This is a genomic window from Desulfacinum hydrothermale DSM 13146, assembly GCF_900176285.1.
Classification (GTDB): domain Bacteria; phylum Desulfobacterota; class Syntrophobacteria; order Syntrophobacterales; family DSM-9756; genus Desulfacinum; species Desulfacinum hydrothermale.
The window spans coordinates 76,833-101,294 of sequence record NZ_FWXF01000003.1; the positions used below are offsets into that span (position 1 = coordinate 76,833).

Annotated in this window: 22 protein-coding genes and 1 tRNA gene; 9 read left to right on the forward strand and 14 right to left on the reverse strand. The window is 61.6% G+C overall.

The window, feature by feature from the left end:
- The first annotated feature begins 18 nt into the window (after window positions 1-18).
- The 8 genes from dapB to B9A12_RS04165 all read left to right on the forward strand — a co-directional run bounded on the left by dapB (window position 19) and on the right by B9A12_RS04165 (window position 5,306).
- Entirely contained in the window at window positions 19-822 is an 804-nt protein-coding gene (gene dapB / locus B9A12_RS04130) for a 4-hydroxy-tetrahydrodipicolinate reductase (RefSeq protein ID WP_084056580.1), read from the forward strand.
- A 20-nt stretch (window positions 823-842) separates the two neighbouring features.
- Window positions 843-2,009 carry an LL-diaminopimelate aminotransferase gene (locus B9A12_RS04135; protein ID WP_084056582.1) on the forward strand — a complete coding sequence of 389 codons (1,167 nt, stop codon included), beginning with the start codon at window positions 843-845 and terminating at the stop codon, window positions 2,007-2,009.
- 462 nt (window positions 2,010-2,471) lie between these two features.
- Window positions 2,472-2,975: a 2-amino-4-hydroxy-6-hydroxymethyldihydropteridine diphosphokinase gene (gene folK / locus B9A12_RS04140; RefSeq protein ID WP_084056584.1), complete on the forward strand. Its 504-nt coding sequence runs from the start codon at window positions 2,472-2,474 to the stop codon at window positions 2,973-2,975.
- Entirely contained in the window at window positions 2,972-3,244 is a 273-nt protein-coding gene (locus B9A12_RS04145) for a hypothetical protein (protein ID WP_084056586.1), read from the forward strand. Before folK ends, B9A12_RS04145 begins: the two co-directional genes overlap by 4 nt.
- Window positions 3,245-3,279: 35 nt before the next feature.
- Window positions 3,280-3,939 carry a fructose-6-phosphate aldolase gene (fsa, locus tag B9A12_RS04150; RefSeq protein ID WP_084056588.1) on the forward strand — a complete coding sequence of 220 codons (660 nt, stop codon included), beginning with the start codon at window positions 3,280-3,282 and terminating at the stop codon, window positions 3,937-3,939.
- Between the two features lie 36 nt (window positions 3,940-3,975).
- Window positions 3,976-4,587, forward strand: a complete 612-nt coding sequence (locus B9A12_RS04155; protein WP_084056757.1) for a lytic transglycosylase domain-containing protein — start codon at window positions 3,976-3,978, stop codon at window positions 4,585-4,587.
- Window positions 4,584-5,192 carry a CDP-diacylglycerol--glycerol-3-phosphate 3-phosphatidyltransferase gene (gene pgsA / locus B9A12_RS04160; RefSeq protein WP_084056590.1) on the forward strand — a complete coding sequence of 203 codons (609 nt, stop codon included), beginning with the start codon at window positions 4,584-4,586 and terminating at the stop codon, window positions 5,190-5,192. The genes B9A12_RS04155 and pgsA overlap by 4 nt, the downstream gene beginning before the upstream one ends.
- Before the next feature lie 39 nt (window positions 5,193-5,231).
- Window positions 5,232-5,306 (forward strand) — tRNA-Cys (locus tag B9A12_RS04165).
- Between the two features lie 57 nt (window positions 5,307-5,363).
- Here the strand turns inward: B9A12_RS04165 and B9A12_RS04170 are convergent.
- The 9 genes from B9A12_RS04170 to B9A12_RS04210 form a co-directional block, all read right to left on the reverse strand.
- Window positions 5,364-6,014 (reverse strand): hypothetical protein, encoded by a 651-nt coding sequence (locus B9A12_RS04170; RefSeq protein WP_084056592.1) that lies wholly within the window; start codon window positions 6,012-6,014, stop codon window positions 5,364-5,366.
- Between the two features lie 338 nt (window positions 6,015-6,352).
- Window positions 6,353-7,447 carry an NAD(P)-dependent alcohol dehydrogenase gene (locus tag B9A12_RS04175; protein WP_084056594.1) on the reverse strand — a complete coding sequence of 365 codons (1,095 nt, stop codon included), beginning with the start codon at window positions 7,445-7,447 and terminating at the stop codon, window positions 6,353-6,355.
- Between the two features lie 247 nt (window positions 7,448-7,694).
- Window positions 7,695-8,870 (reverse strand): lipocalin-like domain-containing protein, encoded by a 1,176-nt coding sequence (locus B9A12_RS04180; RefSeq protein WP_084056758.1) that lies wholly within the window; start codon window positions 8,868-8,870, stop codon window positions 7,695-7,697.
- A gap of 58 nt (window positions 8,871-8,928) precedes the next feature.
- Window positions 8,929-11,526, reverse strand: a complete 2,598-nt coding sequence (locus tag B9A12_RS04185; RefSeq protein WP_084056596.1) for an FtsX-like permease family protein — start codon at window positions 11,524-11,526, stop codon at window positions 8,929-8,931.
- Window positions 11,527-11,659: 133 nt separating this feature from the next.
- Window positions 11,660-12,352, reverse strand: a complete 693-nt coding sequence (locus tag B9A12_RS04190; RefSeq protein WP_084056759.1) for an ABC transporter ATP-binding protein — start codon at window positions 12,350-12,352, stop codon at window positions 11,660-11,662.
- A gap of 86 nt (window positions 12,353-12,438) precedes the next feature.
- Window positions 12,439-13,485: a class I SAM-dependent methyltransferase gene (locus B9A12_RS04195; protein WP_084056598.1), complete on the reverse strand. Its 1,047-nt coding sequence runs from the start codon at window positions 13,483-13,485 to the stop codon at window positions 12,439-12,441.
- 119 nt (window positions 13,486-13,604) lie between these two features.
- Window positions 13,605-14,042, reverse strand: a complete 438-nt coding sequence (locus B9A12_RS04200; RefSeq protein ID WP_084056600.1) for a pyridoxamine 5'-phosphate oxidase family protein — start codon at window positions 14,040-14,042, stop codon at window positions 13,605-13,607.
- 21 nt (window positions 14,043-14,063) lie between these two features.
- Complete coding sequence (locus tag B9A12_RS04205) at window positions 14,064-14,918, reverse strand: helix-turn-helix transcriptional regulator (RefSeq protein WP_170920329.1); 855 nt, start codon at window positions 14,916-14,918, stop codon at window positions 14,064-14,066.
- Between the two features lie 224 nt (window positions 14,919-15,142).
- Window positions 15,143-15,733, reverse strand: a complete 591-nt coding sequence (locus B9A12_RS04210; RefSeq protein ID WP_084056604.1) for a hypothetical protein — start codon at window positions 15,731-15,733, stop codon at window positions 15,143-15,145.
- 241 nt (window positions 15,734-15,974) lie between these two features.
- Here B9A12_RS04210 and B9A12_RS04215 point away from each other — a divergent pair, with 241 nt between their 5' ends.
- Complete coding sequence (locus B9A12_RS04215; protein WP_084056606.1) at window positions 15,975-16,625, forward strand: hypothetical protein; 651 nt, start codon at window positions 15,975-15,977, stop codon at window positions 16,623-16,625.
- A 629-nt stretch (window positions 16,626-17,254) separates the two neighbouring features.
- On the opposite strand, the gene B9A12_RS04220 is transcribed toward B9A12_RS04215, so the two are convergent.
- The 5 genes from B9A12_RS04220 to B9A12_RS04240 form a co-directional block, all read right to left on the reverse strand.
- On the reverse strand, window positions 17,255-17,545 hold the full coding sequence (locus tag B9A12_RS04220) for a PG0541 family transporter-associated protein (RefSeq protein ID WP_084056608.1): 291 nt from the start codon (window positions 17,543-17,545) through the stop codon (window positions 17,255-17,257).
- A gap of 249 nt (window positions 17,546-17,794) precedes the next feature.
- The gene (locus tag B9A12_RS04225) at window positions 17,795-20,908 is read right to left on the reverse strand and encodes an efflux RND transporter permease subunit (RefSeq protein ID WP_084056610.1); all 3,114 of its coding nucleotides are present in this window, start codon (window positions 20,906-20,908) and stop codon (window positions 17,795-17,797) included.
- 4 nt (window positions 20,909-20,912) lie between these two features.
- Window positions 20,913-22,049, reverse strand: a complete 1,137-nt coding sequence (locus B9A12_RS04230) for an efflux RND transporter periplasmic adaptor subunit (protein ID WP_084056612.1) — start codon at window positions 22,047-22,049, stop codon at window positions 20,913-20,915.
- A gap of 239 nt (window positions 22,050-22,288) precedes the next feature.
- Entirely contained in the window at window positions 22,289-23,635 is a 1,347-nt protein-coding gene (locus B9A12_RS04235; protein WP_084056614.1) for a TolC family protein, read from the reverse strand.
- A gap of 123 nt (window positions 23,636-23,758) precedes the next feature.
- Entirely contained in the window at window positions 23,759-24,397 is a 639-nt protein-coding gene (locus tag B9A12_RS04240; RefSeq protein ID WP_084056616.1) for a TetR/AcrR family transcriptional regulator, read from the reverse strand.
- Window positions 24,398-24,462: the final 65 nt, after the last annotated feature.

Genomic DNA, 24,462 nt, shown 5'->3' on the forward strand with positions numbered 1-24,462 from the left:
TAAGAGGAGGATACCGCCATGGTGCGAGCAGCGGTTGCAGGCATTGGGGGCCGCATGGGATCACGTATTGCCCAGATTCTCAAAGAAGAAGACGGCATCCAGCTGGTGGGGGGCTTCGAGCGCGCCGGACACCCGGCCGTCGGCCAGGATGTCAGCTCTATCACGGGCGGAGCCCCGACGGGACTGCTCGTCTCCGGATCCTTTCAGGAACTGCCGGGACCCGTCGATGTGGTCATCGACTTCACCACCGCAGATGCCTCCCTGGCCAACCTGCAGGCAGCCGCCGAAAGAAAGCCGGCCATGGTCATCGGATCCACGGGCTTTACCCCGCCCATGCTGGAAAAGGCCCGTTCCCTCGCCCGTTCCATCCCGTGCGTGCTGGCTCCCAATATGAGCGTGGGGGTCAATGTGCTGTTCAAGGTGGTGGAGGAACTCACCCGTCTGCTGGGCCCCGCCTACGATGTGGAAATCGTGGAGACCCACCACCGGTTCAAGAAGGACGCTCCCAGCGGCACGGCCCTGCGGCTTGCCGAAGCGGCCGCCGCGGCTCGCGGCCGCCGACTGGAAGAGGTGGGCGTCTTTGAGCGCCATGGACTGATCGGCGAGAGGCCGGAAGGGGCCATCGGAGTTCAGACCCTGCGCGGCGGCGACGTGGTCGGGGAACATACGGTGCTTTTTGCCGGGATGGGCGAAAGAATCGAGGTGACCCACCGGGCTCACAGCCGGGACAACTTTGCCCGTGGAGCCGTTCATGCGGCCAAATGGGTTGTGACGCAACCCCCTGGACTTTACGACATGCAAGACGTGTTGAAACTGCGTTAAGGTGCTGATTGGAGGAAGGCATGGCGTTTGAGTTTGCAGATCGAGTCAAAAAACTCCCCCCCTATCTCTTCAAGGAAATCGACCGACTGAAAGCGGAACTGATCGCCCAGGGCGTGGATGTGATCAACCTGGGCGTGGGCGATCCCGATCTGCCCACTCCCCAACACATCATCGACCGTTTGCACGAGGCCGCACAGGATCCGGCCAACCACCAGTATCCGTCCTACAGCGGTATGAACGACTTCAAGGGCGCCGTGGCCCGTTGGTACCAGCGCCGCTTCGGCGTGGAGCTGGATCCCAACTCGGAAGTGATCACCCTGATCGGATCCAAGGAAGGCATCGCCCACCTTCCGCTGGCCTTCATCAACCCGGGGGATGTGGCCCTGGTTCCCAGCCCGGCTTATCCGGTCTACAGTGTGGCGGTGATGTTTGCGGGCGGCACGTCCCACCCAATGCCCCTGGTCCAGGACAACGGGTTCCTGCCGGACCTGGAGGCCATTCCCGCCGATGTGGCCCGCCGGGCCAAGCTCCTTTTCATCAACTATCCCAACAACCCCACGGGCGCCACGGCGGAAGCGGACTTTTACGAGAAGGTGGTTGCCTTTGCCAAAGAATACGACATCATCGTCTGCCACGACGCCGCCTACACGGAAATGGCCTTCGACGGATACAAACCCATGAGCTTCCTGGAGGTGCCCGGGGCTAAGGAAGTGGGCATTGAATTCCATTCCCTCTCCAAGACCTACAACATGACCGGATGGCGTCTGGGATTTGCGGTGGGCAACGCCCACGTGCTGGAGGGCCTGGCTCAGATCAAGAGCAACGTGGATTCGGGAGCCTTCAACGCCATTCAGCTGGCCGGCATTGCGGCCCTGGAAGGGGATCAGTCCTGCGTGCACCAGATGCAGGCCACCTACCAGGAACGCCGGGATGTTCTGATCGAGGGACTGCATGCGGTGGGCCTCCGTGCGGAGCCGCCCAAGGCCACTTTCTACGTGTGGTGCCCGACGCCCAACGGCATGAGCTCGGCCCAGTTCACTTCGCTGCTGCTCAAGGAAGCGGGCATCGTCACCACGCCGGGAAGCGGCTTCGGTGCGCCCGGAGAGGGCTTTGTGCGCATGGCCCTCACGGTGAGCAAGGAAAGGATTCAAGAAGCGGTGGAGCGTATCCGCAAAGTCTCTTTGTAGGAGTCTGCCGGAAAGCGCCCAGATCGCTCCCTTGTTGCCTTGTGCAGATAAAAGGTGTGGGACCGGCAGATGGGCCCGTGCTGCGGGATCCGCCGTGCGGGTGTAGAGACGGGTTGGTCTCTTTTCGTATCGCCTTGGCAGTGTGGCACGCCCATGAAGCCGCACGCATCAGATGTCAGGATAAAAGGAAACGGGCTTTGCCCTCGTACGGGCGCCCTGGAGAACGCCGGCCAACGGCGTGCTCCGACGAGGCTCCTTCCCAAAAGCCTGTTTTTGGAAGAAGTGCTGGGACCTCATCACCGTTGAGGGCGTTTGCGAAAGCGCTGGTGCTGCGCGCTTCCGCGAAGGCCCACAGTCATCACATAGACGTCTATCCTGCACCTTGGCGGAGATGCGACCCCCGCAGCCGGTTCGCGGAAGCCGGCCACGGTGGAGCCGGGCACTGGAAGGCGGGAGAGGCCGATGGATCAGTGGCAAACGGCCCACATTGGGTTCGGCGGCAACATGGGAAATCCGGAAACCACCTTCCGAGAGGCGCTGGAGGTCCTCGGGGGTACGGAAGCAATCCGCCTGATGGCCGTCTCCTCCCTTTACCGGACCCGGCCCATCGGATTGGAAGATCAGGCATGGTTTCTCAATGGCGCCTTGGCCTGTCGTACACGGCTGGATCCACACGCCCTTTTGAGGGTGCTTTTGGCCATTGAAAAACGTTTCGGCCGGGAACGCACCGTGCGTTGGGGCCCCAGGACGCTGGACCTGGATCTTCTCTTTTACGGGGGGCTCATTCTGGACACGGCGGAATTGACCGTCCCCCACCCCCGGGCCCATGAGCGCCGCTTTGTGTTGGAGCCGCTCCAGGAGATCGCCCCGGACCTGTGCCATCCCCGGATTGGCCGGACCGTGAGTCAGCTCCTGGAGGAACCGTCCGTGCAGGCTCAGGCCGTGGAAAGGTGGAAGCCGCTATGATTCGCCTGCTGATCTATGCCCTGCTGGGCTACCTTCTTTATCGATATTTCAAGCCCAAGCTGTCCAAAACAGATTCCGAACAGGATTCGGGACGTGCGGACCAGCAAGCCGACCTCATCAAGGACCCCCAGTGCGGCACCTACTTCCTCAAGCGACACGGAGTTCGGGCGCGCATCGGGGGAAAAGATGTCTATTTTTGCAGTCGCCAGTGCCGGGATTCCTACCTGGCCGGCCAAGGAAACCCCCACGGAAAGTCCCGTGGAACCTGACAGCCAATGGTTGAGGAAAGGAGTGGAACAAAAGCATGAAGTTTTTCATCGATACGGCCAACCTCAAGGAAATCGAAGCGGCCCACGCCCTGGGGGTACTGGACGGCGTCACCACCAATCCTTCCCTGATCGCCAAGGAAGGGATTACCGATCGCCGGGGGTTCCTGGATCACATCAAGAAGATCTGCGAACGGGTCGAGGGACCGGTGAGCGCCGAGGCGGTGAGCACCACCGGTGAGGACATGATCGCGGAAGCCCGGGAGCTGGCCGCCATCCATCCCCACGTGGTGGTCAAGATCCCCATGACCACCGAAGGGCTCAAGGCGGTGAGCCGACTTGCCGATGAGGGTATCAAGACCAACGTGACGCTGGTCTTCTCGCCCCTGCAGGCCCTTTTGGCCGCCAAGGCGGGAGCCACCTATGTGAGCCCCTTCGTGGGGCGATTGGACGATATCGCCGCGACGGGAATGGATCTCGTGGAACAGATCGTGGACATCTATTCCAACTACCTCTTTGAGACGGAAATCATTGTGGCCAGCATCCGCAATCCGCTCCACGTGCTGGAAGCCGCCCGAATGGGTGCGGACATCGCCACCATCCCGTACAAGGTGATCGACCAGCTGGTGCGGCATCCGCTGACGGACATCGGCATGGAAAAGTTCCTGAAGGACTGGGAAAAGGTGGAGGGCCAATAGGGGACGCCCTTCGCCTCAATGGGAGATCGGACGGCCATGGACGGAAAAGGGAGATCAGTGGGACTCTGTGCCATCCTGGCCGCCCTCTGGGTGGTGCTTGGGTGGGGCACGCACATCCCTTCGGCCCATGCCGGATCCATCTACAAGTATGTGGACGATCAGGGCGTGGTCCACTTTACCAACGTACCCACATCGCCCGCCTACCGGAAGGTGGATCTGCCCCCCTTGCCCACGCTTCCCCTACCGCGGGCCATGTCGGAGGACGCCTTCGACCAACCCATTCGCAAGGCCGCCTCCACTTTCGGGGTTGACCCACGGCTCGTTCGTGCCATCATCAAGGCGGAATCGGGCTTCGATCCCACGGCCGTCTCCCACAAGGGCGCCATGGGCTTGATGCAACTCATGCCCCAAACGGCCAAGGAGATGGGGGTCAAGAACCCGTTCGATCCCATGGAGAATATCTTCGGCGGGGTACGCTATCTCAAGGCAATGCTGCGCCGTTTCAACAACAGCCTCTTGCTGGCCTTGGCGGCCTACAACGCCGGCCCGGAAGCGGTGGAAAAGTACGGAGGTATTCCCCCCTTCCAGGAGACCAACGCCTACTTGAGGCGGGTACTTCGACACTATATGAGATACAAAAGGCGATGACACGCGACGAGTTTTCCAAGAAAAATCTTACGGCCCTGCCCAACCTGCTCACCTATCTGCGCATGATCGCCATTCCGGTCATCCTCGTGGTGCTGAATCCGCCCACCACGGGATACCGAATGAATGTGGCCTTTGTCCTCTACGTCATGGCCTCGGTCACCGATTACTTGGACGGCATCCTGGCGCGCCGTTACGACATGGTCACCTCGGTGGGCAAGCTCCTGGACCCCTTGGCCGACAAGCTTCTCACCTGCGGCGTGCTCATCATGCTCATCGAATTGAACAAGGTTCCCGGCTGGGTGGTTTTTCTCATCATCGGCCGGGAATTCACCATCACCGGTCTCCGCTCCATCGCCGCCAGCCAGGGCCTCATCCTGGACGCCAGTCGCATGGGCAAGAACAAGATGATCTCCCAGACCATCGCCATTCTCCTTCTCCTGCTCCACGTCCCGGTGCTCAGCAAGGCCTTGTGGATCCTGGGTACGATTTTCCTCTGGATCTCCGTGATCCTCGGCTACTGGTCCGCGGCCGGTTATTTCCAGGACTTCTACCGAAAGGCCAAAGGGCTCAAGGCCGCGCGGGAGAGCGGATCAACACAGCCTTGACATCCGGGCCGTTTTGGGCTAATGAGTAATCCCACAGACGGCGGCATACCCAAGTGGTAAGGGAGCGGTCTGCAAAACCGTTATTCACCGGTTCGAATCCGGTTGCCGCCTCCATCGTTCAAAAAAAGACCGTGCCCACAGCACGGTCTTTTTTTGCCCTCTCCTGCGCAATTACCACGGACACTCCACCATGTACTCAACGATCTTTCTTTTCCTGTTATTGGCCAGATTGCAATCATCGTTGGCTATATCCTCGTCCTCATAGGTGGCGGGGAAGGTATGGATCCAAGCAGTAATTTCCTTTTCCGCCTTACACTCGCCTCGACGGGGATCCCGATGCCCAATTCCTCGAAATCCTCTGATTTCATACCTGGGTATCACCGTAAAGGTGGCTCCACGGGCGAGATTCCGGATGGGTTCGGACATGATCTGTTCTGTCCTGCCGGAAGACGTGTCATGCACTTTAATGTTGAGAGTCGGCGTATGGGATGAACTGGCCCTAAAATCCACTTCACCTTCGTTGACAACCAAGACATGGATATCGATTCCCTTGTTTCTTCCTAGGGTCACCGAAGCGGGTCGCATTTTCTTCAGCACCAAGTCCGGTCCCCCCGTACAGGGGTGTAATCTCTGAACTTCCTTACCAAGTTTTGCGGGCACTTGGCTGTTCAGATCTTTCTGCCCTGGTTTCAAAGTCTTTGTCCTTAGCACGGGATTGCCGCACACTCCCGATGCCGGGAATAGCAGGAGGCCGAGTATGACCCAACAAATAAAATCAAAAGGAAGTCTTCGGTTTTCCACTTGGCCAGCTCTCCTTTTCATGGCATCTCCTCCCCGCTCATATTGAATCCGTTTCCCACAACACTTTGCCCCTCCGGGTTACATATCGCCTTCCTAGCCGCACCTCAATAGCCTGTCCGAAGGCACAATGAGCTTTCGGCCCATAACGACTGGATAGGTCTTCGGATGGGATGATGGCGCCTGGTCAGGCGAAGAGTTGGAGTATCGCCTTGCTCAGAGGCTATGCAAGGCCATATCCAAAAGGATTCCCAAAGCAACTTGACCCTTCATTCTCTATGGGGCACCACACAAACATAACGAACGACAACAAAAGCCCCCCTGAATGATGGGTAATGAATGGAAGACTGGGGCCGCACGCCTCAGGGGATGAGCACCGGCTTGATGACCCGGCCATCCCTCATGTCTTTTACGGCCTGCTGGATGTGGCTCAAGGGATAGAACGAGAGCAGCTTGTGGAAGGGAAAGCGTCCCGCTTCATGCCAGGCGAGCATCCGGGGGATGAAGTGATGGGGGACGGCGTCTCCTTCCACAATGCCGCGGACCGTTCGGCCGGCAAGCAGGGTGTTCATGTCCAAGAAGGCGCGGGTGCCGGGCGGCGTCATGCCCACCAGGCCACAGACTCCCATGGGGCGAAGACATGCCACGGCCTGGGAAAGCACCTCCGGATCGCCCACACATTCCAGGCTGAAATCCACCCCGCCTGGACAGATGGAACGAATCGTCCCAACGGGATCCTTCTGGCCCGCCTGGACCGTGTGCGTCGCTCCCAGTTCTCGGGCCATCTCCAGCCGGATCGCCAGCACGTCCACGGCGATGATCGGATCGCACCCCGAAAGGGCCGCCGCCATCACAGCACTCAATCCCACCGCCCCCGCACCGAACACAGCCAGGGAACTTCCCGGACCCGCCTTCAAGGCGCACACCACGGCTCCCGCCCCGGTCATGACACCGCAACCCAGCGGGCCCAGTCGTTCCAGCAAGGCGCCCGGCGGAACCGGCACGGCATTCCTTTCATCCACCACCACATGGGACGCAAAGCTGGATTGGCCGAAAAAGGCCCCGGAGATCTCCCCCCGACGGCCACGAAGAGGGGTGGTGCCGTCCGGTCGGCGGCCCGTCAGATTGTATTTGAAAAATCGATCGCAATGGGCGGGCCGCCCGATCCGACACGCACCGCAGACGCCGCAGGCCCCCCATGTGAGGACAACCTCATCTCCCGGTTTGAGGCGGGTGACCCGGGATCCCACCCGATCCACCACCCCGGCTCCTTCGTGCCCCAGCACGGCGGGGAAGACCACCGGAAGCTGTCCCTTGGCGGCGGCCAAATCCGTATGGCATATGCCCGATCCCATCACGCGGACCAGCACTTCCGTCTCCCGGGGCTCATCCAGCCTCAGGTCCTGGATTTGAAACGGGCTGCCTGCTTGCTCGACCACCGCCGCCTGAATCTCCATGGCGCTCCCTTCCCCTTTCCAGGAGCCTGTCTAATATTGGCCTCTCGGCCATTTGTGGCTTTCTGACCAGTTGAAATTCTACCGGCCCCGTGGTGCTTTTTGAATTCTCAGGCGGCCTCGTGGGGGCGGGCTCGGAACCCACCCCTACGGCGGCCTGGCCAGACCGGCAGCACGGCCCTGGCTCATAGCCCCAGCCTTCGGTCCGCACAACAAGGGAGCAACTGGGGCGTTTTCGGACAGGCTCCATCTAGGGCCCGCTTTCGTCCATCGGTTCCGGTTGCAGAGCAAAAACGGGCCCGGCATACCCGGTCAGCTCCACGTATCCCAGCCCGGAAACCTCCCGGCCGTCCACTCCCCCACGTCCCCGCACGGAGACGCTTCCTTCCCAATAGTCGATTCCATCCAGGCCCTCCCCGGCCATTTCCTGATCCTTGAGCCGCGGACTCACCGTCAGGTCCAGATCCTGAGCCGCCACGCGGATGCGCCATCCCGAAGGATAGGTGGCCCCGCTCCGAGGGCTGGTCCAATGGTCCAAGACCCGCACCTCAAAATCCGCCTTTTGAAGATTCTTCTTGCTTCCATCGGGGCGAACCAAGGTACCCTGGGACACCGGATGGACGGACCCGTCGGCCCGGCGCAGCTGGTAGAGCATGAGCTCCGTGCGGTCCGAGAGCTGCAAGCTGAACCAATCCCATCCCACAATGCCTCTTTCCAGGGGGGACGTGGAATACTCGTGATCCATCCATGCGGAACCCGTCACCCGCACGCGGCGTCCCGCCACTTCCAAGATTCCGGAAACCCCCATGCGCGTGAAGGAATAGTAGCAACTGGCCCTTTCCGGGGCGTTTCCCTTCTTGCTGTAGCCATTCTTTCCGTGAAAGACCGGGCTCTTTTGAGGAACGGCCACAAGCTTCAGCTCCATGTCGTCGCCCGAGCCCTGGAGCCGGTGTTCTTCTCCTTGCAGGATCAATTCGCTCTTTTTGAGAAAAATCCGCACCCTCCCGTCCCGTATGCCGGCCCCGGCCATCCCGGGAACCGCCCGCGCCGCATCCCGATGGTGCACGAAGCGCCCCTGGGTCAGGTCCGACACCGCCATGTGAAGCAAAATCAGGGTATCGCTTCGCCACCGGGACCAGGGCCCGGGCCACCGCCGCTTGGCCGCATCGGAAATGAGCCGGTTCCGGAAGAAGGTGAACTGGAAGCCATAGTCCCGGCCATCCTCGGAGGTCACATTGCCCGTATAATACCACCATTCGGTCCGATAGTCGGCATGAGGGCCGTGGTCTCGGGGAAACTGAAAAGCGCAGGGCCCCGTGACGGCCCGGTAGTCGCTAGAGCCGTCCGATTCCGCCCCAGCTTCCGGGAAGGCGCAGAAAACCACTATCAAGATCAGCGTGAGAACAAGGCGGCCCTTGATGGCCATCACAACCTCGAGGCCCCGCCCCCGTAGAGGCAGGAGATTGGGTGTTTGCATTTGCGCCCTACGGTTCCCGAAGCAGGGTGGCCGGAGAAGGGCGGAGTACCAGCTTCAACACGGGCAAAGACGCCGCCAGGGCCGCCACAAAGATGAGCGGCAGGGCCCACAGGAGCGTGGCGCCGTTCACTTCATAAACGAAGGTCCAGCCGAAGCTCTGCCGATTGATCCCGTACACGAGAAGCACCGAAAGGATCAGGCCGCACAGCAGCCCCAAACCCTCGCCGGTCGTCACCAGCAAGGCGGCCTCCCAGCCCAGGATGGAGCGAATCTGGCCTTCACTGCCTCCCAGGGCATGCAGGGTGTTGAGTTCCACGGATCGCTCCAAGATGGACACGGCCAGGGTGGTGGCGATGCCCAGGGCGGCCACCACCAGGGCGATGAAGAGCAACACGAAGGTGACGGCAAAGGTCTCATCGAAGATGTGGAGGATGCGCCGTCGAAGCTGCCTTCCCTCGATAAAGGAGACCCGGTCCCCCAGCTTTTCGAACAGCGTGCGCTTGATCCGGTCCAGCACCGCATCGGGGGCTTCTTCCCCCTTGGGCACGAAAAACCGTGCGCCGCTCCATTCCTCCTGGCGGCTCAGCAGGCCCGCAGTGCGACGCATCTGCCGAAAGCGCGCCAGTGAAAAGAAGACCACCCCACCCTGGGAGCGATAATCCCGCACCACCCCGACAATGGGAAGATCCACTTCCAGGCCCGCCACCCGGTCCCGAAATCGATCCCCCACGGACCGCCCCGTCTTATTGGCGAAGACTTCGGACACGATGCAGCCCGAGCCATCCAGGAGACGGCGGCGGGCCTCGTCCGGATCGCCCCTGACCCACAGATAGCCGCCGTGACGAAGCAGACGGTCGAATTGGGTGACTTCAAACTGGTAGGGCAGATCCCCGTGGAGGAGATAAAAGCGCCGGAAGGGAACGAGATCCGCCCAGCGAGCCAGGCTTTTCAGCACGGCCACCTGGTCCTGGGAAAAGATGTTTCGGTGGCGGTTCACTTCATTGAGGCGGGGCGTCACGAAAAGATCACCGCTCACGCTCTGATGCACCCAGGCGTTCACGGTGTTTCGAAAGCTGTGGATCATGATGGTCAGGGCCACAAAGAGGGCCACCGCCGTGAGAAGGGATCCCACGGAAACGGCCAATCGCGTTCCGCTCCTGCCCACGGAGCGGGCGGCAAGATGCGCCGGGGGGCCGAAAAACCGCGACAAGACGGGCGCCAGGCTCCGGCCCAGCAGGCGCAAGACGAAGGGAGACAGGAGGGCAAAGCCCACGAAAAGCGCGAATGTGGCCGCGTACCCTCCGTAGGCCACTCCCCCAGCGGCCGGCAGACGAGACAGTGCCCACACGGACGCGATCAGCCCCAGGGCAGGAACCAGCGGGCCCCGACCGGTGCCTTGGGACGGCGCCGCCGCGGCCGGCCTGTTCAGGGCTTCCTTGGCCGAAACCTTCGTGGCTTCAGCCGCCGGTTGGGACGCCGCCAAGGCGCTCACAAGGATCGTTCCCGCAAAGGACACCGCCAACTCCCACGGATTCAACGCCAGTTGCTCCGGCGCCACGCGAACAAACAGGACCGACACCGTCCGGCCCACCCCTTCCACCATCCAGCCAACCAGGGGAAGCCCCAAGGGCAGGGAAAGGAACCAGCCCAGAAGTCCGAAAAAGGCCCCTTCCATGACGAAAAGGACAAAGACGGTGCGCCCCGTGGCGCCCAAGGAAAGAAGGATAGCCGTTTCCCGCCGGCGCGAGGCGGCGTTGAGCGCCACCAGGCTGTAGACAAGGAACATGCCCACAAAAAGGGACACGAAGCTGAGAACGGACAGATTGGCCGCGTAGGCCCGAAGCAGCCCTTGGCCCGCCGCCTTTCCCCTGCCGGGCCGATCCAGCGCCAGGTCAGGCGGGAGAACGCCTTGAAGGGCTTGGATATCGGACGTTTTCCCGGGATTTCGAAGCTTGATATCGATGCGGTCCACCACTCCGAACAGACCGCTGAACTCCTGAAAGGTGGCGATGTCCGTGACGGCAACCTGTCCCCCCTCCACCTGGGCCAGCCCCCCGCCGGAAAGGATCCCGGCCAGGTGAAAGGTGGCGGCGCCGCGCGGATGGCGGAGTCGGACCCGCCCCCCCACGGTCAGACCCAGGGCGCTTGCCAGCCTGTCCGTCATGAGCACGGTCAACGGTCGGGTCACCAGGTCCCGGCCGGCGGGCCCGTCGCCCCTTCCCTGAAGCCCCCTTCCAAACGGTACATCCAGAAAGGGATCGATCCCGATCAGGAGAAACGGGGATACCCTTTGGGCGTCGTCTTGCACATAGGCGCTGAGAAAGGGAGCCGCCGCCGAAACCGCTTCATGGGCCTGCAGGCGCGCCACCCACTCTTCCGGAACAAAATCCCCCGGCCGCGTGACCACCAGGTCGGCCGCCCCCGCCACCCGGTCCATGCTCCGGGAAAAGGAATCCAAGGAGGCATGCATGGCGATTCGCACGCTGGTAAAAACCGCTGCTCCCAGGGCCACGCCCAGCACCACGGCCGCCGCTCGGCCCGGGTGCCGGCGCACATAACGCACATGAAACCAGAAAAAGAGCTTGAGCAAATAGGCCGCATTCACGTCTTCTCAGCCCCCAAGGCGCCACGACCGCCCCACTCAGTCCGCCCGAACCATGCGGCCGCCGCGGCCCTGGTCCCATGGTCCTTCGATCCGCCCGCCTCCGGCCCGTTCGGGGCTGGAAGCGCTTCCCACTTCACACAATCCGGCCGTCTTGGAGGTGAACGATGCGGGTGGCGTACGGATCCGCCAGGTGCCCGTGGGTGGCCATGATCACCGTGCGGCCATAGGATCTGTTGAGATCGGCCAGGAGCCGCACGACGGTCTTACCGTTGTCGCTGTCCAAGTTTCCCGTGGGCTCATCGGCCAAGATGATGGGAGGGTCGTTGATGAGGGCCCGGGCGATGGCCGTTCGTTGCATCTCGCCTCCTGAAAGTTCACCGGGTAGATGATCCCGTCTGGCCCCCAGCCCCATCCTTTCAAGCCATGCTTGAGCCTTTGCGCGAACCTCCGATTCGCGAAAGCCTGCCAGCAAGCCGGGCAGGCACACGTTTTCGAAAACACTCAGGGTGGGAAGAAGATTGAAAGATTGAAAAACCATGCCCACCTTCCGGCGCCGAAACCGGGTAAGCTCCACGGACGGCACCTTGGTGAGATCCAGCCCGGCCACCCGAAGGACACCCGCCGTGGGGCGATCCAGACCAGCCAGAAGAGCCAACAGGGTGCTTTTTCCCGATCCGCTCACGCCCTTGAGCAGGACCATCTCGCCCGGTTCCACCGTCAGATCCACATGGGCCAGACCCACCACACGGCTCTTCCCCGCCTGGTAGATGCGACTCAGGTCCCGGGCAACGGCCATGGGTGGGATCGACGAAGGCTTTCGGCTCATGGGCTGTTCCAAGATGTGGACGGAGCGGAGCACCAGGTCCGTCTCCCTTATGCTCCGCTCTCAGGGCAGGCGCGCCATGCGGCACACTAGTCCTCTTCCACGATGCTTTCCCGCAGTGCCTTCAGGTTGGGCACCGGTACCGGCATGAGGGCATCCCGGTCGGGATTATACATCAGTCGATAGGAGAAGCCTCGGTTTCCCTGGGTCTCCATCACGTCCCATCCGCGGACCAGGTAAGGGCAGGCATCGTTGAAGCAGATGTACATGAACTCATTGTCCCATTCGGTGAAGGGCGTCTGAGGCACCTTCCATTTCTTGAGGCCCTGGCCGCAGTAAGGACACTGGAGAGTCCGAGCGACCTGTAGCTTGCGCCGGGCCAACTCGTCGCGGCTGAGCGGAGCGCCGGCGTCGAGTTGGGGCCTGGGTCGAGGGCGACGTCCGGCCGGAGCCCCCCGCTTTTCCGCCCACACGGCGTAGATGGGGTCACTGGGAAGACCAAGGTGCGCGTACTTGTCGTCCTGGGGACGGGGCAGCCCCTTGGAGATGGCCACCTGGGTCTCACCAAAGGCAGGCACACTGCGGAAGTAATCCTCCACGATGATGACCCGCTCCTCTTCGCTCGCTTCCTTCCACACCTTCACCGCCTTCTGCTGAAACATGCGGTTGGAAAAGACCACCAGGAAAAGACCGCCAGGTTTCAGGATACGCCCCACGTCTCGAAAGACGTCAAAAGGACGGGTGAGATAGTCCACTGAAACCGTGTTGACGACCACATCAAAGGTGCCGTCGGCAAAGGGCAGCCGGGGATCCCTGTTGAGATCATGGATCACGTATTCGTCCAAGGCGGTGTTGGACCGGAGTTCATTTTCATTGAGTCCCAGCCCCACCACCTTGCCGGGCCGAATCCCCTCGGGAAGGTGCGAATCCCATCCCGCCATGAGATCCAAGATGATCGGCGCCTGTTCCACCACCAAGGACCCAACGATCCTCTCCACCGTGTCCAGTGCGGTTCGATCCAGATGCGACACGAATCGATCCCTCTCATAAAAGACGGCATCGTCCGAATCGTCCTCTCGCGTGAAGGCATCGGGACCGTACACCCAGTTGTTGATTCGCTGCTCCACTGCTTCCATTCGTTTCTCCTTTTCGCAAGGATCTAAAGTCCTGTCGGGGTACACAGGTAAGCAAAGCAGTGGAGGCCTTCCCGGCAATACCAATCGTTCAGAAGCGGAATACCAGTCTGAATCTGGTATCAATCCAAGACTTCGTAGTGAGCCGTTTCCACACCTTCCAAGAGTAGGAAAGCGACAATGCGGATGGGTACAATGACGCACTTGGGATGGCGCACCAGGGTGGCCAGGTGGGGGTGTTTCTCCTCGAGCCGCTCCCCGATGACGCGCTCCCTTTCCGGGTCGGTCAGGGGCTGGTAGTGGCCGTAGACGGTCAGGGCCCGAAGCGTCGAGGGGTCCTGCGTGTCGGCCTCCGCACGCGTATCCACCAGCAGGCTCACCTCCCGGTTTTCCATGAGGTTGAGATACTTGGTGGTGTCCTCACGGGTGGCCATGTAAACGGTTCGTACCTTGGAATCGGTCACATAGGCCATGAGGGAGCAGTGGGGCTTGTTGTCGTGGCACGTGGCCAGCACACACAGGTTCTGGCTTCTCAGGATGGCCTTCATGCGTTCCACCATGGGGCTCCTCCGTCCGGGGGCTTATTCAGGTCGTTCCAGGGCAAGCAGTCGCACTCTCAAGCTTTCGCGCCGATTCTTGAGTCCCAGCTTCCGCCTCAGATTGCCGCGATGAAAGGCCACGGCCTTTTCGGAAATGTGAAGCATCTGGGCGATTTCCTTACTGGAATGTCCGTTGCGGATAAGCTCGGCCACTTCCAGCTCCCGAGCGGTCAAGCCCCGGGCCGAAAGCCCCAAACGCCGGACAAACGGTGAGGCGATTTCCCGAAGTCCCTGTTCCAACCGATCCAGAAGCGTTCTGGCCGGTTGTGTTTTGAGGTGAGCTCGAAGGGACTCGGCCAGGGGAATGAGTCTCCGGTTCACATTTTCGGCCACCGCCTCTTTCAAGACCTTCTGATCCTGTTCCCGGCGATCCAAAAGTTCCCTGAGCACCAGGTTCATCTGCTCCAGCTTCGCCCGCTGTCCCTGGAGCTCTTCCCGGGCGAGCATCAATTCGGTTACGTCCTCGTGCGCCACCACCACGGCCTGGGTCAGTGGGTAGCCTTGCAACGGAAACGCTCGGAGCATAAACCACCGTTTCCGATCCGGGGAATGGCAGTCATAGGGGATGCGGACCTCCCCGCTTGCCGTTTTGAGAAGGCTTTGGAGGGCGTCGTGGACCGATTGGGCCGTCTGATCCCCCCGCGAAACGGCCCGACGGCATTCTTCCAGGTAGTTGAGCCCCACGGCTCCTTCGGGGCCGCGGTACCCATTGGCCTGACCATACTCCTTCCAGGCCCGGTTGACCCAGAGGATCGTTCCGGTGCCATCCAGGATGGCCACATGGGCCGACAGGCAATCCAGAAACGGTGTGGGAAGCTGAAAGGACGCTTGATTCACCGGCTTCCATCCACAAGGTGACAGGCCACGGCGTTGCAACCTATTCAAACAGTCCCGCGGTCGTTCGTCAACCATGGTGGCATCTATCCTCACACCGGCGGAATCCCAGAAGACCTCGGAGCTCGGATTTGTTGGGTCTACGGGGGAGCCAAGCCCTGCGGCCGAAGGGAAAGGGGGCGAATGGGGTCGGAAAACCTCTCAATGAATCCAAACGGCTGGGACCCTCAGGGCGACCACACGAACCGCACACGTCGTGGGGCCCCTTCACGCAAGGCTCGCAGCAGCCGGTCCAGGTCCATGGCTTGCCCATTCACGAGCACGCCATGGGAACTCCAAGGCTTTGCCTGCCCCAAGGCGGAAACGACCGACAGCGCCGCCTGCCCATCCAGGATCACGCCCTTTTGGATCAGCCGAGGCCCCATATCACCGATCAAGCTGTTAAAGAGCTTGACGTGGATGTGGATGGGACCGTTGGGCTCCCCGGAAGGCATCCCCCGGCTTTCGGGACGTCCTCCGCGCCGCAACCCCGCCAAGGGGCTTCCTCTTCTCAGGATGGCTCCGGCGAGACCAGGCATGGGGCCGGAAAGCGCCACCACATCGCCTTCCCCGACCCAGACGGAAGCCAAGTCGTCCACGGGAGTGCCGTTCAAAAAGACGGTCCCGATCTTGGTGGCCGCAAACTCCCTGTCCAGACCCCACTCTTTCGTAAGGAGCGACTCCAGGGACCGGGGGCCGGGCACTGGCACCTCCACGCCCTGCTGCAACGCTGGAAAGAAGGCGGGCAGCGGATTTCCCTCTTTCAATTGGATTTCCATGCGACAATCCCCTGGTGTGAAACCCCGGCAAGTGCAACACCTAACCCGGCGGGGGTCCAAAGGCCCGTGAAGCCTCACCACCAAACCCCTCGCCTGACGGGCCATCGTGGCCCGCAGCGCGCCCCATGCAGTTTCGGACCGGCACCGGTCCATCTTCCCCGGCGTATTGTCCGGCGGTCCTTCCTATGACACAATGGTTCAAGGTATGCCACGCTTGAATTACTAAGACAAGGAGACATCCATGACCCAGGTCTTCGGGTATCACACTCCGGAAGGTGCGGTGCTGGCCACAGACAGCCTGGCCCTCACCTTTGATCCTCAAACGAACGAACCGCAAAGAGACGTGGTCCGCAAGGTGCTTCGCCTCTCTTCCCACTGTGTTCTCATCGCAGCCGGTGCCGGTCATGGACTGGCCCTGGCGCAGGCCTTTGCCGACCACGTCCGAAAGAGCGGCCTCCAGGAATCGGATGGGATTCTGGACCAAGCCCTTCCTTTCTGCACCGCCCATTGGCTCCCCATCCGAAACCGCCTGGGGGCCTTTTTCCAGTCCCACGAAGATCTGGACCGCACCTACCTTCTCTTTGCGGCAATGGTGCAAAGGCCGGGACGCATGGAGCCTCGCGTGCTCTTGTTGGGATGCGACGAACCCGGAGAACCCTTGACTGCCTTGCCCGTGGGGCCGGCGGTGGCCATCCCTCGGCACATGGGATTCGAGATGCGCATGGCTCGCTTGTCCGCGGAAGAAAAGGATCTGGACAACGTGGAAAAGATCGTGGAGGGTTTTTTGGTCCGTCTGGCGGCTCAATCCGAGGATGTGGCTCCCCCCTTGATCTTCCTTCGCGTGGACAAGGACGGCGTACAAGAAAGAACCCGGCACGAAGCCTCGCCTTAACGTGGCAGCCCAGGAAGGCACCTTGGCCGGGTAAAAGATCCTACAGCCCCTGGCTCCATGGATGGGAGTCGGAGCGCGGATCCATCCGGATCCGGCCCCACAAGTCGCCTCTCGCGGCTAGGGGTTGAAGCTCACTCTGTGGCGCCAATGGGGGGCATGCGCCCCCATTCCTTTTCGGAGCTTGTCCGAGAATGGTTCTTACGCCCAGGAAATGCGCAAAATTCCGTTCGCTTCGTAGGAGGTGGTCTGCCAAGGGCCCCTTGGCCTTTGGGGCCTTTCTGTCCAGTTGAAATTTCACCGGGTCCGTGGTGCTTTTTGAATCCTCAGAAAGCCCTGGTGGGACGGATTCGGAACCCGCCCCTACGGCTCAAACGCCAGGCCGGCAGCACAAGCCCTCTTGAAAGTCCCAACCTTCCGTCCACACAAGAAGGGAGCAACCTGGGCGTTCTCGCATAAGCTCCCAGGCGGGGGTCTTGAGCCCTGCGGCGAAGCCCCATTGTAACCCCATGGATGGCAGGCCGCACCCGACGGCCCATGCGACCTCCGCGGGCTCTTTTGCAGCCCTAAAAGGCTGGGATCCCAGCAAGACGCCCATGGCCGGCGCTTTTGCAAGATATCCCCGCGGGCGGTCAGTCGATTCGTTCCACAGGCGTTCGAAAGACCTCAATCCCCCGGCGGCCCATTCGCTCCTTGAGCTCCCGCAGGGCCCGAAGGAGCTCTTCCGCCACGGGTGTTTCGGCGATGACGGCCACGGCGCAGTTGAATCCGGGCCAGACGGCATTGTCCATCTTGGGCTCCGCATGAGGACCCTTTCCCAGCACACGGTCCCACTTGGTAAAGCCCGTGATGCAGCAATGTTCCAACATCTCCATCACGTCTTCGTCATAGGCCACATCGTAGAAGATCCAGTACATGTGCATGGTGCCGCACCTTTCCTTTGCGGGCCTTCCCAGTGACGAGTCGAGAGCCGCCTTATCCGCAGTTCGGTTCCCGGCATCGGCAGAAAGCGGGCACGTGCAGAAGACGGCTTCGCCGGATGTTCACGGCGCCCCCGATGGTTTCCAAAGGTGTGCCCGCGGACCTGAGAACCCGCAGATCCTTGGCAAACCCAGATCTTTGAGCACCTGGGGGCAGAAAGCGCTCCTGGATCACAGGGCCCGGGAGGCCTTCTAGCGGCCGCGTTTTGAGCGATGCCGGCTTTCCAGGTGGTAATAAAGCGTGGGAACCAGAACGAGACTGACCAAACTGGATACCGAGAGGCCGCCCAGCATGGTGATGCCCAACGGGTTCCAGGTTTCCGCCCCCACACTGCGAGACACCGCCATGGGAAGCATGCCGAAAAAGGTGGTCAGCGTGGTCATGAGCACCGGGCGCAGGCGGCTTCTTCCCGCCTCGCTCACCGCCTGGAAGAGATCCCGTCCCCTCTTTTCCAATAGGTGCGTGTAGTCCAGCAGCACGATGGCGTTGTTCACCACGATCCCCACCAGCATGACCACTCCCATGAAGGACACGATGCCCAGGGTGGTACCGGTGAGGTAAAAGGCGTACAAGACCCCTGTGACCGCAAAGGGCACGGAAAACATGATGATGAGGGGATCCCGCAGATTCCCGAAAAGGGAGGCCATGACCATGTAGACCAGCACGATGCCGAGGACAAAGAGGGTCGTGAGCTCCCGGAACGCCTTCTGCTGTTCTTCCACATCTCCGCCGAATCCCACGCTCACCCCCTCGGGAAGATTGATCTCCGCCAGACGCTTTCGGATTTCCGCGCTGGCCGATCCCAAGGATCTTTGCCATAGGTCCGCTTCCACCTTGACGATCTTCTGGCGGTTTTTGCGCTCGATTTCGATGGGCCCCTGCCCTTCGCGGATCCGCACCAGGTTTTTGAGCGGCACCTGCCTCCCGTCCGGAAGCGACACCGGGACCCGAAGCAGGTTTTCCAAGCGGTTCTTGTCCTTTTCCGACAGCCGGGTGAAGATCTCGAAACTGTCTCCGGCGTCCCGATAGAGACTGGCCTCCTTGCCGTAGAAGTAGTTTCGCAGAACCGCCGCCACCTGGGCCACGCGCAGGCCCATGGACGCCGCCTTTTCCCGGTCCACCTCCACCCACAGTTCCGGGCGTGGAGGCTTCTGGCTGATCTCCACATCCACCAAACCCGGGATATTGAGAAAGAGGGCCTCCACGCGGCGCGCCACATCCATGAGCACGTCCATGTCCGAGCCCTGGATTTCCAAAGAAATGGCCTTGCCGCGCCCTTTGAGGATGGACGAGATGGGGTCCACGGCGCTCACCATGATGCGACTGATGCCCGGGATCTTCCGCACCTCCTGGCGCAACAGGGCCGCAATCTCCTTGGCGCTTCGACTCCGCTTGTCCCGATCCACCAGTTTGAAGCCGATCTCCCCCACGTTGGCCCCCTCCTCGAAACCCAGGGCCACACCGATTCCCTCCTCCGACTGGCCGTCAAAGGCATAGGAATGGCGAAACTCCTCGGGACGCACCACCTTTTCGATGTTCTCCTGTATGGCCTCCACCACCCTATTGGTTTCTTCAATGCGGGTACCTTCGGGCAGCCGAAAGTCCACGCTCACGTCCCCCGAATCCACCTCCGGCATGAAAGACGTGGAAAGAAACGGAACCAGGGAGAGCCCGCTGACAAAGACCGCCAAAGCGAAAAAGAAGGTGGTCTTGCGATGCGAAAGACACCATTCCAGGATCGCCTGATAGCGCCTATCCAGCACCTCAAAGGCTCGCTCGCTCCATCGGTGAGCCGCCCCCACCAGTCCCTTGTGGCGGGACGGGTCAAACTGGAACCGATGCAGCCACTTGGACGCCAGCATGGGCGTGAGGGTAAGCGCCGTCACCAGGGAGGCCACCAGGGTGACGACCACCACGAATCCCAGCTGTTTGAACATGATGCCCGCCAACCCACCGAGGAACATGAGCGGCACGAAGACCACCACGGTGGTGAGGGTGGAGGCCGTAATGGCCAGCCCCATTTCGCTCGCCCCGAACATGGCCGCGGTGGTCCGGCGCCCGCCCTTTTCCAAGTAACGCACGATGTTTTCCAGAACCACGATGCCGTTGTCCACCACCATGCCCGAGGCGATGGCCAAGGACATGAGCGAGACCAGGTTGATGGTGTAGCCGAAAAAGTAGACAAAGATGAAGGAGAGCACCAAGGAGAAGGGAATGCTCAGGGCGATGATGAGCGCCGAGCGCACCTGCCGGAGAAAGATCGCCGTGACCAGAACCACCAGCACAATGCCATACAGAAGCGTGTTTCTCAGGTTGCGGATGGACGTGAGGATGTTTTCAGAGGTGTCCATCACGATGTGGATCTTTACGTCGCTTGGCAGCGACTTTTGGATTTCGGCCACCTTTCGGCGGACACGGCGGGAGACTTCCACCGTGTTTTCCCCCGTCTGCTTTTGCAAAATGAGCACGATGGCGGGTTTTCCGTCCCCCCAGCCGTTCAATTCCATGGGCTTGAAGCCGTCCTGGACCTGGGCCACATCTCTCAGATAGACGGGCTTGCCCTGGAAAAACCCCACCACGGTGTCAGCCATCTGAGCGGCGTTTTCGTAACGGGCCGGCACCCGCACAAAGTATTCCTTGCGCCCCGCTTTGATGCTCCCCGCAGGAACACTCACGTTTTCCGCCGCCAGGACGCGGTTGATCTGCTCCAGGCTCAGCCCGTAGCCGTCAACCTTGTCCAGGTCGAAATAGACGTTGATTCGGCGCCGAAGCCCTCCGTAGAGCTGGATCGCCCCCACACCCGACACCCGTTTGAGTTCATCGGAGATCTTCTTGTCCACCAACTGATAGAGTCTCGGCCAGGAGGCATCGGCCGTGATGGTCATAAAGAAGATGGGCGCCGTGGCGCTGCTGAACTTGTAGAGCATGGGGGTTTCCACATCGGGGGGCAGATCCCTCTTGGCCCGTTCCAGCCAATCCCGAATGTCGTTGGTGGCCTCCGAAAGATCCGTTCCCCAATCGAAACGGCACACCACCACGGACAGGTTGTCCAGGGACTTGGAGGTGAGCGTGTCCAGGTTACTCACCGTATTGACCTGGTCCTCAATCACCTTGGTCACCTCCGTTTCCACATCGGAGGCGCTGGCGCCGGGCCACGTGGTGAGAATGGAGACCACCGGCGGGCTGATGTCGGGAAACATGTCGATACTGATCCGAAAGAGGGACAGCATCCCGAGAAGCAGGCCGGCCAAGAGAAACATCAGCGTGGCCACGGGTTGACGAACCGCGAACTCCGGCAGTCGCATGGGCTCAGCTCCCTTCCTCCTGCACGACCTCCACTGCCACGCCTTCGGACAGGCGATTTTGACCCCGTACCACCACCCGGTCCCCGTCCTGCAGTCCTTCCAATACTTCCACCAGGGACTCCTGCTCCACGCCCAGTTTCACATTGCGAAGCACCGCCCGGCCTGCACGCACCACGAAAACATAGGGCGTTCCCGTGCCAGGAAGGCGCAGTAGGGCGTCCCGTTCGATAACCAAGGCCCGCCTGGACCCCAGGGCGATACGCACGTGGGCGAACATGCCCGAGCGGAGCGCCAGGTCCGGATTGGGGATGTGCAGTTCCGCCACCGCCGTGCGCGTCATGGGATCCAGCACGGGGGTGATCACCTGAACACGGCCCTGGAAGATACGGTCCGGATAGGCCGCCACGCGGCATTCCCCCCGCATCCCCCGGCGGATCAGGGGAAAATCCGGCTCGGAGACCTGGAAGACCACCTTGAGTCGGTCTTCGGTGGTGATGCGGACCACCGGCTTTCCGGTGTCGGTCAAGTTCCCCGGATCCAGATAGCGATCCGCGAGCAGGCCGTCCATGGGGGCCTTCAGGGTAAAATCCCTGTGCCGCACCTGCAGGGCCTTCAGCGCCGACCGAGCCTCCTTGAGGCGGGCCACGGCGGCTTCGTGTTCGCTCCGGATCCGGTCCAGGCGCTGTCGGGCCACCGCCTTTTCCCGGTAGAGGGCCTCAAGGCGGGCCCGATCCTTTTCAAGAAGCGCCACTCGGGTGGCCGCCGCCGCCACGGCAGCGCGCGCCTGGCTCAATCGAGCCCGGATTTCCGCATCGTCCAGACGCACCAGCACCTGACCCTTTCGGACCCGGTCTCCCCGTTCCGCCGCGATCTCCAAGACCGCCTTGCCGCTTACGGTGGGATAGAGCCGCACGTCTCGAAGCGGCCTGAGGGTTCCCGTGGTTCGAAGACTCCGCTCCACCTTGGCATAACGTGCCGCCACAACGGATACGGGCACCCTGACCGCCGCCTCCTCCCGGCGCTCTTGCCGCGTCTGGAGGCGCCAGAAATTGACCCCGGCCACCACAAGGAAACCCACGGCGACACACACCACCGCCACGGTGACCCATCCTCTCGCTTTTCTGGAAGCATCTGCGTTCATCTTCGTTACCACCCTTTTTCGGCTCCGGCGCCCGTCCCGATCTTACCCATGGGCACCCCCCCTGGCCGTCCGGACCTTTCACATGGGGTCAGGCCTCCGCGTGCTCGTCCGAAAACGGCATTTCGGCCCAAGATCCCGGAACATTTCCATTCCCTTCCTTGCCCCAGGAAGGGCCTTGAGACCCCGCCGCCTTCCCGGCCTCGGCCACGAAGGCACAGGCCGCCCTCCGTTCAGCATTTCTATCGGCGTCCCAAGGCCCGATCCAATTCCGCTCGGGCCAGATGCCAGCCGTAGTGGGCCCCATAGTAGTTGGCTTCCGCCTGAGTCAGGTAGGCCCGGGCGTCCAGGACCTCGGTGGCCGTCGTCACCTGCTGCCGGTACTGAAGCCGGGTAATGCGCAGATTTTCCCGTGCCTGCTCCAGGGCCGTTTTGGCCGTCTCCACATTGGCCTGGGCCACCTCCAGATCGGATAGCGCCGCTTTCACCTCCAAACGCACGCTCTCTTCGATGTCCGCCAGGCGCTCCTGGAGACTTCGGGCCTTGGCCCGCTGTTGGCGAACGGCCGCCTGCGTCCGGCCCCACTCAAAAAAGGGCCACTCCAGTCGCACCCCCACGGTGGTGGTGTCGGGGTTTTGATAGTCGTTTTCCTCACCGAGGGGATCTTTGCCGGTTCGTTCCACACGGCCCACGAGAAAGACCTTGGGGTAGAACTCGCTCGCCGCCAGGCGCACGCCTTCCTGGGCCTGTTTCACGGCCAGCCGGAGCACCCGAAGTTCCGGGCGATTGCGCACTGCCTCTTCCATGAGCGATTCCAACTCATAGGAGCCAGGGGAAAAACGCACCACGTCGGCCACCCGGGTGGGGGCAGTGAGCGGGCGGCCCAGGAGGCGATTGAGATCGGCTGTGGCCACTTCCACATCCTTTGCGCGCCGGACCTTGGTCTGGCGCGCTTGAGCCAGGGCAACCTGGGATTTCAGCACATCGTTATAGGCAATGAGTCCCTGTTTGTAGAACTTCTGCGCATCCCGAAGATGGGCCGCCAGTTGATTCTCCTCTTCCCGGGCCACGTCAAGAAACCGCCCCGCCAGAAGGACTCGGAAATAGGCCGTCTTCACCCTTTTGGCCACGTCCAGAACCGCCTGCTCCTTCTGCACCTGGGCCCGGGCCACATCCAGCGCGGCGATCTTCTTCTTGGTCACCAGGGCGAATCCCGTAAAGATCGGTTGGGTCAGGGTGAGATCCCAGGTGAAATTGTCGTGGTGGCCCACCTCCACTTTTTGCGTGCCCAACTCCGTTTTGAAGATGGCATAGGGATTATCATCCAAGCGAAAGTATTCGTAGTGGGCGGAAAGGGAGGGCAGCAGAGCCGCCTTGGCGCCCAGGAGCCCCTCGGCGGCCGCCCGTTCCAGTTGGCGGGCCTCCTTGATGAGATGATCGTTGGAAAGGGCCTCTTGCAACGCATCGGCCAATGTCAAGACCTCCGAGGCGGTCTGCGCCCGGCACATCGCCCCCCCAAGGCCCAACCACAGAGTCGTTGCCAGTAGCGCCGCCCCCAGCGCTCTGGTGGTGTCGAGACGCCTCTTCATCCGGCATACTCCTTTCCGGCTTCTCCCATCGCGAAGCAAACGAGTCCACGTCACGCCCGGACGTATCACCAAACCAAACAGCCGCCCTGCCTGGTGAGTCCTGGCTATCGGGCGGCACACGTCTCACGCCTTTGAAGGATCGACCGCCAGAGCCCCTTTCAAAAAAACCTCTTCCACCACGGCGCTGTAGATCTCCGGCCGACACCCCGCACCCTCTTCCATGCACCTGAGCAAAAACGCGCCCAAAAGGCCGTCCAGGGCCAGGGCCAGGTGGTCCGGGTGCAGGTCGTAGCGCAAGAGTCCAGCTCGGCCCCCCTCCTCCAGGACACTCGCCAGCAGTTGAAGGATCCTTCGATCCCGTTCCTGAACCTCCTCGTCGAAGCCGGCTTTGAAGTGGAAGGCCATCCCACGGGTAAGAGAGAGGTAGAGCCGGATGGCGGGCGAGTTTTCTTCCACCACGCGGGCGCAGGCCGCGATGAAGGCTCGAATTCTTTCCAGGGGATTTCCCGATCCTTGCAGAGCGCCTCGCGCCGCCGTCTCAAAACGATCGGCCACCTCCACGATGATGGCCCGGTAGATGTCTTCTTTGTTTTTGAAAAGATTGTAGAGGGTGCCCACGGAAAACTCCGCCTTTTCCGCGATCTGGCGCATGGACACCCTGTCGTAGCCCCTGGCGGAAAAGAGCTGCAGGGCCGCTTGCAACACTTCCTGTCGGTATCGCAGCATCTCCCGCTGCCGCCGGCTCAAAGGCTTTTCCGTCATCGGCTCCCTTCTTTCTTCGTCCCGGACTCCTGTGGTGCGGCCCCGGTGAGAACGCCCCCGCACGC

What these genes read in the sequence shown, in the direction of transcription:
- dapB (WP_084056580.1), top strand. Translation starts at nt 19, where the DNA reads ATGGTGCGAGCAGCGGTTGCAGGCATTGGGGGCCGCATGGGATCACGT.
- B9A12_RS04135 (WP_084056582.1), top strand. Translation starts at nt 843, where the DNA reads ATGGCGTTTGAGTTTGCAGATCGAGTCAAAAAACTCCCCCCCTATCTC.
- folK (WP_084056584.1), top strand. Translation starts at nt 2,472, where the DNA reads ATGGATCAGTGGCAAACGGCCCACATTGGGTTCGGCGGCAACATGGGA.
- B9A12_RS04145 (WP_084056586.1), top strand. Translation starts at nt 2,972, where the DNA reads ATGATTCGCCTGCTGATCTATGCCCTGCTGGGCTACCTTCTTTATCGA.
- fsa (WP_084056588.1), top strand. Translation starts at nt 3,280, where the DNA reads ATGAAGTTTTTCATCGATACGGCCAACCTCAAGGAAATCGAAGCGGCC.
- B9A12_RS04155 (WP_084056757.1), top strand. Translation starts at nt 3,976, where the DNA reads ATGGACGGAAAAGGGAGATCAGTGGGACTCTGTGCCATCCTGGCCGCC.
- pgsA (WP_084056590.1), top strand. Translation starts at nt 4,584, where the DNA reads ATGACACGCGACGAGTTTTCCAAGAAAAATCTTACGGCCCTGCCCAAC.
- B9A12_RS04170 (WP_084056592.1), bottom strand. Translation starts at nt 6,014, where the DNA reads ATGAAAAGGAGAGCTGGCCAAGTGGAAAACCGAAGACTTCCTTTTGAT.
- B9A12_RS04175 (WP_084056594.1), bottom strand. Translation starts at nt 7,447, where the DNA reads ATGGAGATTCAGGCGGCGGTGGTCGAGCAAGCAGGCAGCCCGTTTCAA.
- B9A12_RS04180 (WP_084056758.1), bottom strand. Translation starts at nt 8,870, where the DNA reads ATGGCCATCAAGGGCCGCCTTGTTCTCACGCTGATCTTGATAGTGGTT.
- B9A12_RS04190 (WP_084056759.1), bottom strand. Translation starts at nt 12,352, where the DNA reads ATGAGCCGAAAGCCTTCGTCGATCCCACCCATGGCCGTTGCCCGGGAC.
- B9A12_RS04195 (WP_084056598.1), bottom strand. Translation starts at nt 13,485, where the DNA reads ATGGAAGCAGTGGAGCAGCGAATCAACAACTGGGTGTACGGTCCCGAT.
- B9A12_RS04200 (WP_084056600.1), bottom strand. Translation starts at nt 14,042, where the DNA reads ATGGTGGAACGCATGAAGGCCATCCTGAGAAGCCAGAACCTGTGTGTG.
- B9A12_RS04210 (WP_084056604.1), bottom strand. Translation starts at nt 15,733, where the DNA reads ATGGAAATCCAATTGAAAGAGGGAAATCCGCTGCCCGCCTTCTTTCCA.
- B9A12_RS04215 (WP_084056606.1), top strand. Translation starts at nt 15,975, where the DNA reads ATGACCCAGGTCTTCGGGTATCACACTCCGGAAGGTGCGGTGCTGGCC.
- B9A12_RS04220 (WP_084056608.1), bottom strand. Translation starts at nt 17,545, where the DNA reads ATGCACATGTACTGGATCTTCTACGATGTGGCCTATGACGAAGACGTG.
- B9A12_RS04225 (WP_084056610.1), bottom strand. Translation starts at nt 20,908, where the DNA reads ATGCGACTGCCGGAGTTCGCGGTTCGTCAACCCGTGGCCACGCTGATG.
- B9A12_RS04230 (WP_084056612.1), bottom strand. Translation starts at nt 22,049, where the DNA reads ATGAACGCAGATGCTTCCAGAAAAGCGAGAGGATGGGTCACCGTGGCG.
- B9A12_RS04235 (WP_084056614.1), bottom strand. Translation starts at nt 23,635, where the DNA reads ATGAAGAGGCGTCTCGACACCACCAGAGCGCTGGGGGCGGCGCTACTG.
- B9A12_RS04240 (WP_084056616.1), bottom strand. Translation starts at nt 24,397, where the DNA reads ATGACGGAAAAGCCTTTGAGCCGGCGGCAGCGGGAGATGCTGCGATAC.